We start from the raw sequence: 13701 nt of genomic DNA, 5'->3' as shown, positions 1-13701 counted from the left end.
TGTCTCCTCCAGTTCAGTATTGGCTACGCCTCACGCTTGTATTGAATGAATTGGGCGTAGAGCATTTCCATTGTCGTATTCCGCACGTCGCGATGCAGCGGTGACGGCGGCGAGTAGTTGAGCGTGCGCAGCACCCAGTCGCGCGGCGCGGGGCCGACATCTAACGCGTTGATGCAGCCGGTGGCCTGCGACAGATGCCCGAAGAACGTGCGGCCGCCTGCCGTGATGGCGTGCGACAGGATGGCGCGATTCACGCCGCCATGTAGAACCAGCAACACGGTGTCCCACGAGTCATCTGCGCGCAGTGCTGCGACAGCCGGCAGCACGCGGTCGAACAGCTCGCCGATCGTCTCGCCGCCGAGAAAGCGTGTGCTGTCCGGGACCACGCCGTCGAACACGCTGAGGAACGCTGCTTCGATATCGGCGGCCGGGATATTGCTCAGCTTGCCGCCGCGAATTTCCTGTAGCGCCGGTTCAATCTCGAGTTCGATATGCTGATGAGTCTCGGCCAGCACGCGCTGTGCAGTTTCAACCGTGCGTGGCAAACCACTCACGATGACCCGGTCGAAACGGATCTGTTGCAGAGCGAACACCTGGCCCGCCGCGCTGGCCTGTTCACGGCCGTTGGCATTCAGCGGCACCGTTTCCGGATCGATGGCCCGGCCGGTGGCGTCGAAGTACGTCACGTCGCCATGACGCATCAGGTAGATGCGGCGGCGCTTCGGCAATTGGAATTCAGGCATGGCGGGCTCGCTCACTGGCTCGGTGTGTTGCTCATTTGTATTTCGGAGCGCGCTTTTCGAGGAACGCGGTGATCCCTTCGAGCGCGTCGCCGTGATGCAACGAGGCGACGAAGTTGTCGCGCTCGGCCACCAGATGATCGGCGAGCGGCTGCGCGCCGGCGGCGGCGATCAACGTCTTGATGCGGGCTGTAGCGTTTGGCGAGATTTTGCCAAGCTCTTCCGCCCATGCAATCGCACTGTCGCGCACCGCGCCCGGTTTCGCGAGACGATTCACGACGCCGAGTTCATGCAGACGCGTGGCGCCGATCAGCTTACCTTCCAGCAGTACTTCAGTGGCGAGCTGGCGGGGCAAGGCCTGCGCGAGGAACCATGAACCGCCGCCATCCGGCGTGAGACCGACGCGCGCATACGACATGACGAACTTCGCGTCGTCGGCCGCGACGAGCAGGTCGCACGCGAGCGCCAGCGAAAAGCCTGCGCCGGCGGCTGCGCCTTCGACGGCTGCGATCACCGGCTTCGACGAGGAACGCAGCGCGGCGATCCATTCGCCGAGCATGTCGATGCTTTGCGCCTGCACAGACGGATCCTTCGCGCGGTTCTCGAGCAGCCGGTTGAGGTTGCCACCGGCGCAGAAGAACTGATCTGCACCGGTGAGCACGATGGCGCGGACCGACGGGTCGCGCTCGGCGCTGTCGAGCGCCTCGATGCCCGCTGCGTACATGTCGGGATGCAAGGCGTTGCGCGCGCCGGGGTTCGACAGCGTGAGGACGAGGGTCGATTCGCTTTCGTCCGGGCGTGAGGTGAGCAGTTCGGCGCTCATGACTGGCTTCCCGGCTGTGCATCGACTGCATCGGCGGCGTCGCCTTGCGTGAGCGACAGACCCAGTTGCGCACGCCGCGCAAGCCACGGCGACGGACGATAGCGCGGGTCGCCCAGTACGCTGAACATATTGCGCAGGATTGTGAGCAGCGTTTTTGCGCCGAGTGCGTCGCCGAGCGCAAGCGGACCGCGCGGATAGCCAAGACCCAGCGTCACGGCGAGGTCGATATCCTCGGGCGTAGCAATCTGCTTCTGCGCGATCTCGCAGCCGATATTGACGATCGTCGCCACCACGCGTTGTGCCACGAAGCCGGTCGAATCGCGGATCACCGTAACGGGGATGCCGTCGGCGGCAAACAACGCGTGCGCGGTGTCGCGTGCGGCGCGTGTTGTGGCCGGCGTCGTCATCAATGTGCGGCGTTGCGCGGCGACGAGCGGGAACAGCGCATCCACAGCGACCACGCGGCTCGCATCGAGCGCTTCGTCCACCGCAGCGGTCGTGGCGTCGTGACCAAACGGCGTCACGATGATGAGCGAGTCCGCGGCGGGCGTGTCGCCTTCGTCGAGCGCCACGCCGGCCTTGGCGACGAGTTGCAGCACCGCCTCACGCGCTTCGGGATAGTGCTTGCTGACCCATACGCGCTTGGGCAACTCGGTCGGCGCGGGTGCTTCCTCGGGCACTTGCTGCTTGCCGTCGTCGTAGCGATAAAAACCTTCGCCTGTCTTGCGGCCGATCAGCCCACCCGCGAGGCGGGTACCGGTAATCGGCGACGGCGTGAAGCGCGGCTCTTCATAGAACTGGTGATAGATCGATTCCATCACCGGATGCGAGACGTCGAGCGCGGTCAGGTCGAGCAGTTCGAATGGCCCAAGGCGAAAGCCGGCCTGCTCGCGCATGATGCGGTCGATCTCGACAAAGCTGGCAACACCTTCACCCGCTACGCGCAGGCCCTCGGTATTCATGCCACGGCCGGCGTGATTGACGATGAAGCCCGGCATATCCTTCGCGCGTACCGGCGTGTGACCCATGCGGCGCGCGAGGTCCATCAGCGCGTCGCCGGCGGCGGGATCGCTGCGCAGGCCGTCGATCACTTCGACGACTTTCATCAGCGGCACGGGGTTGAAGAAGTGATAGCCGACCACGCGTGTTGGGTCGGTACAACCCGCGGCAATCGACGTGATCGATAGTGATGAAGTATTCGACGCCAGCACGCAGCGGCCGCTGACGACGGTCTCGAGTTCGCGAAAGAGGGCGCGCTTCACGTCGAGCTTTTCGACGATCGCTTCGATCACCAGATCGCAATCCGCGAGGTCTCCGACGGCTTGCGCACCGCTCACGAGAGCGAGCGCGGCAAGCGAGCGCGATTGCTCGAGCTTGCCTTTGGCAGTGAGCTTGGCGAAGGTGTCGGCGAGGTAGTCGCGCGCCGCGCCGACCGCAGCCGGATTGGTGTCGTACAGACGCACCGTCAGGCCCGCCAGCGCAGCGATCTGCGCAATGCCGCGCCCCATTGCGCCTGTTCCAACAATGCCGATAGTCTCGATGCTGTAATTGCGAGAGGTCATTGGGTTGCTCGACTCCATGGTTATTTTAGAATAGCACGATCGTACAATTTACTGGATGATTGATTCAAAGGCCGCCAGCGTGTTCCCGGTGAGCGGCTCCGACCACCCGTCAGAAGGAGACACCTGATGATCAAGCTGTGCGGCTTTGCACTGTCCAACTACTACAACAAGGTCAAGTTCGTGCTGCTCGAACACGGCATCCCGTTCGAGGAGGTGTTCGTGATGACGAGTCAGGAAGAGGCGCTGCTTGCGCACTCGCCGCTTGGCAAGGTGCCGTATATCCAGACCGAACACGGCGACCTGTGCGAGTCGCAGGCGATCGTCGAATACCTGCATGCGCGCTTTCCCGAGAAGGGGATTTTTTCCGCCGACCCGTGGGAAGCGGCGAAAGAGCGCGAACTGATCACCTTCGTCGACCTGCATCTGGAACTGGTGGTGCGCGATCTGTACAAGGAAGCCTTCTTCGGTGGCACCGTGACCGACGCGACCAAAGGGCGCGTCGAAAAGCTGCTGACGCGTCACATTGCCGGCTTCAGGCGGCTCGCGAAGTTCGACCCCTATCTGCGCGGCGCCCGCTTCGGGGCGGCGGATACGGCGGCATTCGTGAGCCTGCCACTCTTGGGCATGACGACGCAGATCATCTACGGGCGCGACTTTCTGCTCGACGCCGGCGTGGACTGGAAGCGTTATGTGAAGGTGGTGGGCGAGCGGCCGGCGGCACAGCGCGTGACGGCGGACCGCAAGGCGTGTATCGCGGCGACCAGCAAGCCTTGAGACGCCGCCGTGGCCCCAATGGCTTGCATAGCTTGAGCGGTCCAGGCAGCACGGCGCCGCGTCCGCGCACGCCGCTGCCCCATGCGATGGCGCAGAACGCGGACTCGTTCGCGGCATCGCGGGCGTCATCCTAGAGGCGCGCCAGCCGGTCGAGCGCGGTGGCGAGGGTGCTTTCCTGCTTGGCGAAGCAGAAGCGCACCACGCCCGATTCATGCGACTCGTGATAGAACGCCGAGACAGGAATGGCTGCGACGCCGATTTCGCCCGTCAGCCATTGCGCGAACTCCGCTTCCGGCAGATCGCTGATGGCCGAATAGTCGACGCACTGGAAGTAGGTGCCAGTGCACGGCAACAGCTTGAAGCGCGTATTCGCCAAGCCGGCACGGAAGAAATCGCGCTTCTGCTGATAGAACGCGGGCAGGTCCAGATAAGGCGCCGGGTCGCGCATGTACTCCGCGAGCCCGACCTGCATGGGCGTGTTCACCGTGAACACATTGAACTGGTGAACCTTGCGGAATTCGGCGGTGAGGGCAGCGGGTGCTGAGACATAGCCCACCTTCCAGCCCGTCACGTGATACGTCTTGCCGAAGCTCGACACCACAAAGCTGCGTTGCGCGAGTTCCGGATAACGGGCGACGCTCTCGTGCGGCGCGCCGTCGTACACCATGTGTTCGTACACTTCATCAGACAAAATCAACACGTTAGTGCCGCGCACGATTTCTTCGAGCTTGCGCATGTCCTCGGCGCGCCATACGGTGCCGGTCGGATTGTGGGGCGTATTGATCAGCAGCAGACGGGTCTTCGGCGTGATGGCCGCGGCCAGCTTGTCGAACGGGATTCGGTACTCAGGCGCGTCCAGCGTGACGAACACCGGCTTGCCGCCCGCGAGTTCGATGGACGGCAGGTAGCTGTCGTAGGTCGGCTCGACCACGACGACTTCATCGCCCGGATGCACCGCGCAAAGAATCGCGGTCAGCAGGGCCTGGGTAGCACCCGCCGTGACTGTGATCTCGCTGTTCGCGTCATAGCGGCGGCCGTACAGACTGGCGATCTTGTCGGCGATGGCCTGGCGTAGCGGCGCGGCGCCCGCCATCGGCGGGTACTGGTTGTGGCCGTCGCGCATGGCGTTGGACACCGCGTCGACGATACGCGGATCGCAACCGAAGTCCGGGAAGCCCTGGCCCAGGTTCACGGCCCCTTTTTCCGCGGCGAGCGCGCTCATCACGGTGAAAATGGTGGTGCCCACGTTCGGCAGACGGGACGGAAACGACGGGGTCATCGGCGTATCGTGCGGTGCATTCATGGCGCTATCGGTGCTTAGGCGGTGGTCTGGAAGACGGGAGTGAAGTTCGATTGTAGGGAATTGGGCCGCGGCGTGTGCATCAGGCGGGCGCAGGCTCCTCGGCTTGCAGCGCACAGGCGGCAACGAACGGCGCCGGCTGGGCGATCTGGAAACCGAAATCGCGAGCAATGCGGCGCGCGAGTTTCAGCACCGCGCGGTCCTTCGAGACCAGCCAGTCGGCCTTCGCGGCGTGCGCCAGTTCGAGGAATTTCTGGTCGTCGCGGTCCTTGCACTTCGGCAGCGGCCGCGCGTCTTCAGCGGGAGTGGGCGTCGGTCCGGGCGCCCCTTCGACGAGTTGCGCGAGGCGCGCAACCGTGGCGAGCGCCGCCGTCTTATCGATCTCGCGCTTCGCAAACTGCGGGTAATCGAGCACGTAGGTCAGTTCCGCGAGGCAGCGGGCGTCGATCAAGGCCTCGAGCGCGCCGCTTTCAAGGGCGGCGCGGATAGGACGCGTGTGCGGATCGTCGAACACGAGAATATCGATCCAGACGTTCGAATCGAGGACCACGCGCAGTGCGCGTGCGGCAGGGGAGGCGGGCATTCGTTACAATCTGGCTTTCGTCATTAACGCCAGGCACGGCGTGCCTGCAAGCCTCTATGATAATCGTTCTGTCGCCGGCGAAATCGCTCGACTACGAAACCCCTCCGCACGTCAAAAAGCACACGATCCCCGATTTTGTCGACGACGCTGCCGAATTGATCGGTGGATTGCGCCGTCTGTCGCCGCAGCAGATCAGTACGTTGATGGACATTTCCGATCCGCTCGCGCAGCTCAACTTCCAGCGCTACGCGGAGTGGTCCACGAAGTTCGACACCAGCAACGCCAAGCAGGCGGTGCTCGCATTCAACGGCGACGTGTACGAAGGGCTCGACGCAAAGACGTTGTCGTCGGCGGATCTGGACTTCGCGCAGAAGCACGTGCGCGTGCTGTCGGGGCTGTATGGTTTGCTGCGTCCGCTCGACCTGTTGCAGCCGTACCGGCTCGAGATGAAGACACGCTTTGCCAACGCACGCGGTAAGGATCTGTACGCGTTCTGGGGCGAACGCATCACGCAGGCCCTGAATGCGCAACTGAAGAAGAACGCTGGCGCGGCGCGAGTGCTGGTTAATTGCGCCTCGGGCGAATACTTTAAGTCCGTGAAGCCCAGGTTGCTGGATGCGCCGGTGATCACGCCCGTGTTCGAGGACTGGAAGGGCGGCCGCTACAAGATCATCAGCTTCCACGCGAAGCGTGCCCGCGGCCTGATGGCGCGTTTTGCCGTGGAGAACCGCCTTGACGTACCGGAGCAGCTCAAGGGCTTCGATACGGAAGGCTATGCGTTCGACGCCGAGGCATCGAACGATTCGACTTACGTGTTCCGCCGCCGTATCGCCGAGTAAGCGAGATAAGTAAGCGAGTTAACTGAGCGAGTTAAGTGATTTAAGCGTGCCGCACCGACTGCAACTGGCCAACAAGCCGGGAAAAACATCATGACACTATCCATTACCAGCAACTTCGACGCAGGCGCGATCGAAGTTCTGTCCTGCGAGCAGGCCGATAACATCCGTCTGCGTGTGCGCCGCGATAGCCACGCCGACTTTGCGCAATGGTTCTACTTTCGCCTCTCCGGTGCGCAAGGCGAGCGCTGCGTGATGACCTTCGAGAATGCCGCCGACTGCGCATTCGCCGAAGGGTGGCGCGACTATCAGGCAGCGGCGAGCTACGACCGCGTGAACTGGTTCCGCGTGCCGACCTCGTACGACGGCCGGGTGCTGACGATCGACCATACGCCCGACTTCGACCGTGTCTACTACGCGTACTTCGAGCCGTACGGCGAAGAGCGTCACTCGGAGTTTCTCGGTGCCGTGCAGCAAATGCCGCAGGCGACGCTGACCGAACTCGGCCTCACCGTCGAAGGCCGGCCAATGTCCTTGCTCACGCTCGGTACGCCGCAAACCGGCGCTACGCCGAAAAAGAAGATCTGGATCATCGCGCGCCAGCATCCGGGTGAAACGATGGCCGAATGGTTTGTCGAAGGCATGGTCAAGCGTCTGGCCGGCTGGGGCGATTGGGCGGGCGACCCGGTCGCGCGCAAGCTCTACGATCACGCGGTGTTCTATATCGTGCCGAACATGAATCCCGATGGCAGCGTGCACGGCAATCTGCGCACCAATGCGGCCGGCGCGAATCTGAATCGCGAGTGGATGGAGCCCGACGCGGCGCGCAGCCCGGAAGTGCTGCTGGTGCGCGACGCCATTCATGCGACCGGTTGCGATCTGTTCTTCGATATCCACGGCGACGAGGCGCTGCCATATGTGTTCGTGGCGGGCTCCGAAATGTTGCCGGGCTTCACCGAGCGCCAAGGCGAGGAGCAGAAGGCCTTTATCGAAGCGTTCAAGCATGCGAGCCCGGACTTCCAGGACAAATACGGCTACGCGGCGAGCAAATACCGTGAAGATGCGCTGAAGCTTGCGTCGAAGTACATCGGCAATAAATTCGGTTGCCTGTCGCTGACGCTGGAGATGCCGTTCAAGGACAACGCGAATCTGCCGGACGAACGGGTGGGCTGGAACGGCGAGCGTAGCGCGTCGCTCGGTGCTGCGATGCTGCAGGCGATCCTGCGCCACGTCGAGACGTTCGCCTAACGCGGGACTGGATGAGGTGCGGGATAAGTTGCCGCTACCACCGCCATTCGTCGCAGCAGCAAAAAAGCGAGGCATGCGCATTGAGCGTATGCCTCGCTTTGTTTTTGTTTTTGTTTGCCGGACGCTGCAATTGGCAGCCAAGTTCTCGTGCTAGTGCGTCATTGCTTCTTCTTGGCCGACGTTTTCTTGCTTCCTGATTTGCCGCTCGACTTACTCGAAGTGGATTTCTTCGAACTCTTGCCAGACGATTTGTTCGCCGACGACTTGTTGCCGGTTGAGTGCTTACCCTTGCCGCCTTTGTGTTTGCCGGAAGGCTTCGACACGCTCGGTCTGGCCGGCGGCACAGGATCATTCCAGCTGAACGCAAGCATCTGGTTGCCCACGTAGCCGCAGCGGAATTTCAGATCGGCAGGGTCGTTGCTGTCGCCATTCTGGCGGATGCCAAGGCCTTCCACCGTGACGATGTTGTCGACCTTGACGCGCTGCTTGCCCTCGTCGAACGAATCGTTCCACGGCGTGACCGACGCATGGGCGCTATCGAATGAGCTGGGCGGGAATTCGACGTGGTCGAAGGCGCTGGAGGTGCTGGCGACAAAATTGCCATGCGCTGCGCAGTCCGCCACGAGCGGATCGGCGTGCATGTCATTGACGAATTTATTGACGAGTTCGTTGTGCTGTTCGAGCTGATCGGCGAATGCGGGAGCGGTGCATATGAGCGAGACACTCGCTACACATGCCGCTAACCGGCCGACCACCCGCAGCAATCGGCGCGGTACGTTAGTGCGATCCATCTAGTTCGTTAGACGCTATTGAGACATCAGGCACGTAAGATGCCTGACGACTGGGAGGAGTTCAATCCTGACACAAATTATTTGCCTTGTCGCGGTTCGTGGTCTCGAATCGCGCACGCGTGATGGCGGCTGATTGCCGCGGTTCAGCAAGCAGGATGCGATGTATTGTCAGTGCTTTGAGTACTGAAACTGAAGCACTGAGTCTGATTGCTTCAGATGCGCGGGCCGCCTAGCCGATAGCGGCGTACATCGTACGTCGTGACCCACGCAGGCCGGTAGACCGCGATTAACGCTGTGGACATCCCGGTGAACCAGGCTTCGCCCGTTGCAAGCAGAAAGACGCTGAACGCGTAGCCAACGGGCACAACGGTCAGTGAGCCACCGGAGATCGCGATGTGGGTGCCCACCGCGGCGCCGGCTGTTAGCGCGACCGCAATAGCGGGCGACACGAAGCCCTGGCCAAAGATGAACATGAACAGGTTGCGCGGCAGCCACGCAATGCAGGCGCGCTGCAGCAACGCCGAGATGCCGACCGGCAATGCACCGTAGATAATGAACGTGAATGCGATGCCTTGCCATGGAGCATCGAAGACGACCGCCGCAAGCCCCGTGACCGCGGCCATTGCGACGAGCGCCAGCGCCCAGTCGAACAGCGTGACGACCAGTGTCGCACCAAGCAGATGCATCACGGTGCCGTCGTCGAGCCACGCGTTGCTGGCCCATAGCACCGAAACGGCAACGATGATGGCGAGCCAGACATGTTGAAGCGTCGCGTCTTGTAGTCTTTTGAAAGGATTTTTCCACAGCGCGAGCGCGAGCAGCAGCGCGGTGGCGATCCAGCCACCGACAGCGACCCATAGCGGAAGCGGTGTATAGAGGAAACCCATACGTCTCATATTACTCGTTGGACGGAAAAAGGTGTGAGCGGATTCCATGCCAGCATGCAACGGACGGGTGGGTTTCATGCCGGAGATGAAACACCGATAGCGAACGGGCCGGCGCGCCTTGGGCGGCTCGGCTTCGTCAGCTTGATTCCTCGGAACCGGGATCGCCAAATGGAACGGTAGGTTCGGCCGCCATCGGCAAATTCTCCGTGCTGTCGTTAGCCGGCAACGGGTACTTGAACGGCGGCGGGTTGCGGGGGCGCAACGGGACAGCTCCGGGCTGGCCCATGACCGGCCGCGGGGCGCTTTCATGGTCGCTGCGCAGCACTTCGAGATGGGCCGACAACCAGCCGTTGTAGAGCGCCACGGCGGCCGCCCGATTGGGAGCGCCCAGTTGCTGGAAGATGCTGGCCAGATGGATCTTGACGGTGCCCTCGCTGATACCGAGCGTGCGGGCAATCATCTTGTTGGTGCTGCCCATGTGGACGCAACGCATGATCTGCTCCTGACGCGGCGACAGGCCGCTCGCGAGCCGCGTGCGGCGGGGTGGCGGCTTGGTCGAGACCTCGGGTTGGCGAGGCGCGGGTTCGGGCTGCGGCGGTGGCGGAAGGGCCAACGCACCCGCCGGGACGTAGTGGCCGCCGAGCAGCACGATCTCGAGCGCCCGCACGATCAGGCGCGGATCAGTGTCCCGCAGAACCACTCCGAGCACGCCTTTATCCAGTAGATTGCGCACGCATTTCGGCGAGGTATCGTCGGTCAGTACGGCTACCCGCAGGCCGGGGTGCTCGGCCAACAGCCGGCGGATCTCCATGGGCGACATCCAGTCCTGCCAGTCGATAACCAGCAGATCAGGTAGTTGCCGGCGCAACGCGCGATCAACCTGGCGCCAGTCCTGTGCTTCGTTGAAACGTGCCTGACGGTCGATTTGCCGCAACAGCGCCTTGAGCCCGTCGCGTCGTTCCGCGTCGGAGTTGAGTACCGAGAAACGCATGCCTTGCCTCCAGATGAATCGGTCGTGGTGGTGCGATGCTCGCGAGCGGCAGATGAGGCCGGTTGCATTGCGATGCGCCACCGGCCCTAATGATGACAAATTCCAGGTGTCTTGACGGCCTGGCCGGAAGGCATAGGATGATTGGCATAGTCGGTGCCTCCCGGAAAAGCAAACGGCCCAATCAGCGTAAGCCGATCGGGCCGTTCCGTTTTGGCTGGTCAGCGCGCGGGGTCGCCCCTTGGGGCGGGGCCCGACGGCGGCCAGGCAGTGGCGGGTTGCGTCAGTGGAAATGCGGTTGCGCAGGTTCGGCGTCTTCCGGCATTTCGGCATGCACGATTTCGCCGAGCGGGTCGGCGTACAGCGGCACCCCGCAGTCATCGCAATATTCGGGCTCGAAGCGGCCCGCATGACGGCGGATGTCCATCACGCCGGTTTCCTTCAGCAGTGCGACGATTTCTTCGAGCGGGCCGTTAGAGGCCGCCGCTTCCTGCGGTTCCTCGTCGATGCCCGACTCGCCGTTTTCGCGGCCGTACAACGGCCAGACGACGCCATAGATCACATCGTTGCTGCCGCGGCGCGTGAACCCGACGCGATATTCGTCGATCCGGCGCTCGCCGAAGCCCGCGACCACGGCGCGCAGATCGGCCGGCGCCGCGCTGATGGTGTCGAACAGATAGCGTACGGCGGTGCGCACGGTGTGCGGGCGCACGCGTTCGTCGGCGTCGCGGCAAGCCGAGTAGTAGGCGTCCGGCAGTAGACACTCGAATTCACAGCCGGGCAATGCCAGAGACAGATTGGCGCCGCCTTGCGTGGCCCATTGTTCGAGGCACTGGCCGCGCTCGATGCGGTTGCCGTGTTCCTCTTCCTGCCAGCGGAACACCGGCGCGCCGACAGGCGCCGCGACCACGGCCAGCAGGAAGCGCGGATCGGCCAGAATCGGCGAGGTCTCGGGCAGTTCACCGAAGTTGATTTTCGCGGGGCCGCCGCCGAGCGCCGCCTGCGCGAGCTGTTGCGCGATGCGCCACGTTTCGACGTGATGGCGCGGCAACTGGTCGATGCTGTACAGGAACGGCGCCATCGCCACGCGGGTGCCGGCGGCGAGCACGTGCGCCTGCAGATGAGCGCGCAGCGCGTCCGCCGCGTCGCCCTTCAGCGGGCCCGACGGGATCGCGTAGCGGGTCCAGGCCAGCACGGGCGCGGCGATCAGCAATGCTTCATGCGGCACGCCGTCGTGCTCGACGATGAACGATTCGCTATGCGTTTCCGCCATGTCGGCGAGCGCCCCATAGGCGTCCGGATGATTCTGCTGCAGATGGTCGAGCGCGGCATCCAGAGTCGTCTGGTTGGCGTTGCGAACGATCTTGGCTAGCAGCGCATCGAGCTTCGCTTCCCAGAAGCGGTCCTCGGTGCGGCTGCCCGACGCGAATAGCGCGAGCGAGAGACCGACGAGCTTGTCGGCATCGGGGGGGAGACGTTTGGCGATTCGCGAGCGCATAAATCCAGGAGTGGGGTGCACAGAACCGTATATTCTAGTCTTTTCTGTGCCGTCCTATCATTTGCGCGTAATGCAGGATGGATCAGGCTGCGTGAGGGAGGGCGCAGGCGTGGTCGAAGGGGAGCCCCTTGACTGCATATTCGGCTCACCCAGCGAGTTGACCGGGACAGGTAGTTGACACAAGGTAAGGGCCGTTGCGCGACGGACTTTTATACTGACGGGTTTCGGCGTCGCGCCGATGAGCGTACGCCGTAGCGGCGCTGTGGTCTGACACAACGAGGGGGATTCATAGTGAAATCGGACCAACTGATCGAGCGGCTTGCCGCCGTGTTCGCATTGATTGTGCTGGTGGGTGGTTCGTTGCTGGTGCTGGCGCCGTTTACGACGGCGTTGCTGTGGGGCGCCATTCTTAGCTACAGCTCATGGGGCTTGTATCGCAAGCTCACCGCGGTGGTTGGCGGCCGGCGCAAGCTCGCGGCGCTACTGATCGTCCTGATTATCCTGATCGTGGTTCTTGGGCCGTTCGTTTATGCGGGATTCGCGTTCGGGGCCCATGTGCACCAGATCGTCGCGCTGGTGCAAAAGCTTTTTGAAGATGGGTTGCCTGATCTGCCGGACTGGGTTGTCCGCATACCGCTGGTCGGTCCCAATATCGAGGCTTTCTGGGCGCATTTAACCAGCGGCAATTCGGAGCTGATTGCGCAGATGCGCACCCTTGCGGCGCCCGCCGGCAAATGGATTCTGGCCGCGGCCATTGCCGTGACGCATGGATTGGGGCTGCTCGCGCTCAGTATTGTGCTGGCGTTCTTCTTCTACACCGGCGGCGAGGGTGCGGCGGCCTGGTTGAATGCGGGTATGCGCCGCGTTGCCGGTGAACGTGCCGAGTACCTGTTGGCGCTGGCAGGCAGCACGGTGCGCGGCGTCGTCTACGGCATTCTCGGTACGGCGCTGGTGCAGGGCGTGCTCGCCGGCTTCGGCTGCTGGATCGCCGGGGTGCCGGCCCCGGCGTTGCTTGGGTTGGCAACGTTCTTCTTGTCCGTCATCCCGGGCGGTCCAGTGATCGTCTGGTTACCTGCTGCAATCTGGCTCTACCACGGCGGTGCGACGGGCTGGGCGATTTTCCTCGTCATATGGGGCGTGGTCGCGGTGGGTATGTCGGATAACGTCATCAAGCCGATCCTGATTGGCAAGAGCAGCGATATGCCGTTGATTCTGGTGATGCTGGGCATTCTCGGCGGGGCATTTGCATTCGGCTTCCTGGGCGTATTTATTGGGCCCACGCTGCTGGCCGTGGCGTACACCGTATTGCATGACTGGACGATCGGCTCTTCTACTGCGCGGACCTTGGCGCCGGAGTCCGGGCCAGCACCGATTGACGAGGCGCGGCCGGTTCAGAAGGCCCCTTGAAATAAATTTCCGATAGAGCTTGCCAGGCCCGGTTGGGCTCGCTAGAATCTCGTTCTTTCGCGTTCCGGACACCGGAGCGCGGGAGACGGGAGAGCCAGCAGTGGCAAGGCTTTCGGCGAGGTGGGCGGGTTCAGGAAGTTAAAAAAACCTGTTGACGCTGTCGCGAAAGTTCTTCATAATCTCGTTTCTCTGCTGCTGATGCAGCGACGCAGAACGAAGCGGTGCCGGGTGGTTGTGATGTTGACAATGCGCGGTACGGTTTTG

The 13701-nt window shown here is 62.9% G+C and carries 13 protein-coding genes; 4 read left to right on the top strand and 9 right to left on the bottom strand.

All coding sequences use genetic code 11. The features are described 5' to 3' along the window. Nucleotides 1–23: 23 nt before the first annotated feature. From P3T40_RS32555 to P3T40_RS32545, 3 genes are read right to left on the bottom strand one after another with little or no spacing between them, the layout of a single operon-like run. Nucleotides 24–743, bottom strand: a complete 720-nt coding sequence (locus P3T40_RS32555; protein WP_429271832.1) for a histidine phosphatase family protein — start codon at nt 741–743, stop codon at nt 24–26. 31 nt (nt 744–774) lie between these two features. Further along, nucleotides 775–1563 (bottom strand): oxepin-CoA hydrolase, alternative type, encoded by a 789-nt coding sequence (locus P3T40_RS32550; protein ID WP_429271831.1) that lies wholly within the window; start codon nt 1561–1563, stop codon nt 775–777. Then, entirely contained in the window at nt 1560–3125 is a 1566-nt protein-coding gene (locus P3T40_RS32545) for a 3-hydroxyacyl-CoA dehydrogenase (protein ID WP_429271830.1), read from the bottom strand. The genes P3T40_RS32550 and P3T40_RS32545 overlap by 4 nt, the downstream gene beginning before the upstream one ends. 126 nt (nt 3126–3251) lie before the next feature. Here P3T40_RS32545 and P3T40_RS32540 point away from each other — a divergent pair, with 126 nt between their 5' ends. After that, nucleotides 3252–3899 (top strand): glutathione S-transferase, encoded by a 648-nt coding sequence (locus P3T40_RS32540; RefSeq protein ID WP_429271829.1) that lies wholly within the window; start codon nt 3252–3254, stop codon nt 3897–3899. 130 nt (nt 3900–4029) lie between these two features. Here the strand turns inward: P3T40_RS32540 and P3T40_RS32535 are convergent, their stop codons facing one another. Both P3T40_RS32535 and P3T40_RS32530 read right to left on the bottom strand, forming a co-directional pair. Then, nucleotides 4030–5202, bottom strand: a complete 1173-nt coding sequence (locus tag P3T40_RS32535) for a pyridoxal phosphate-dependent aminotransferase (protein ID WP_429271828.1) — start codon at nt 5200–5202, stop codon at nt 4030–4032. A gap of 79 nt (nt 5203–5281) precedes the next feature. Beyond that, nucleotides 5282–5782 carry a putative toxin-antitoxin system toxin component, PIN family gene (locus P3T40_RS32530; RefSeq protein ID WP_429271827.1) on the bottom strand — a complete coding sequence of 167 codons (501 nt, stop codon included), beginning with the start codon at nt 5780–5782 and terminating at the stop codon, nt 5282–5284. A 56-nt stretch (nt 5783–5838) separates the two neighbouring features. On the opposite strand from P3T40_RS32530, the gene yaaA reads away from it, so the two are divergent. Then, the gene (gene yaaA / locus P3T40_RS32525; protein WP_429271826.1) at nt 5839–6621 is read left to right on the top strand and encodes a peroxide stress protein YaaA; all 783 of its coding nucleotides are present in this window, start codon (nt 5839–5841) and stop codon (nt 6619–6621) included. A 90-nt stretch (nt 6622–6711) separates the two neighbouring features. Then, nucleotides 6712–7866 carry a M14 family metallopeptidase gene (locus tag P3T40_RS32520; protein WP_429271825.1) on the top strand — a complete coding sequence of 385 codons (1155 nt, stop codon included), beginning with the start codon at nt 6712–6714 and terminating at the stop codon, nt 7864–7866. Nucleotides 7867–8024: 158 nt separating this feature from the next. On the opposite strand, the gene P3T40_RS32515 is transcribed toward P3T40_RS32520, so the two are convergent. From P3T40_RS32515 to P3T40_RS32500, 4 genes are all read right to left on the bottom strand, one after another. Next, on the bottom strand, nt 8025–8657 hold the full coding sequence (locus P3T40_RS32515; protein WP_429271824.1) for a BspC domain-containing protein: 633 nt from the start codon (nt 8655–8657) through the stop codon (nt 8025–8027). A 212-nt stretch (nt 8658–8869) separates the two neighbouring features. Further along, nucleotides 8870–9544: an energy-coupling factor ABC transporter permease gene (locus P3T40_RS32510; protein WP_429271823.1), complete on the bottom strand. Its 675-nt coding sequence runs from the start codon at nt 9542–9544 to the stop codon at nt 8870–8872. A gap of 136 nt (nt 9545–9680) precedes the next feature. Next, nucleotides 9681–10535 (bottom strand): LuxR C-terminal-related transcriptional regulator, encoded by an 855-nt coding sequence (locus P3T40_RS32505; protein ID WP_429271822.1) that lies wholly within the window; start codon nt 10533–10535, stop codon nt 9681–9683. A gap of 280 nt (nt 10536–10815) precedes the next feature. Beyond that, nucleotides 10816–12030, bottom strand: coding sequence for a DUF2863 family protein (locus P3T40_RS32500; protein ID WP_429271821.1), 1215 nt, complete (start codon nt 12028–12030; stop codon nt 10816–10818). 291 nt (nt 12031–12321) lie between these two features. Here P3T40_RS32500 and P3T40_RS32495 point away from each other — a divergent pair, with 291 nt between their 5' ends. After that, complete coding sequence (locus P3T40_RS32495; RefSeq protein WP_429271820.1) at nt 12322–13437, top strand: AI-2E family transporter; 1116 nt, start codon at nt 12322–12324, stop codon at nt 13435–13437. Nucleotides 13438–13701 lie beyond the last annotated feature (264 nt).

Origin of the sequence: Paraburkholderia sp. EB58 (assembly GCF_050436665.1) — a bacterium.
In the GTDB taxonomy this organism is placed as follows: Bacteria; Pseudomonadota; Gammaproteobacteria; order Burkholderiales; family Burkholderiaceae; genus Paraburkholderia.
This window is presented reverse-complemented; position numbering and strand designations above follow the sequence as displayed.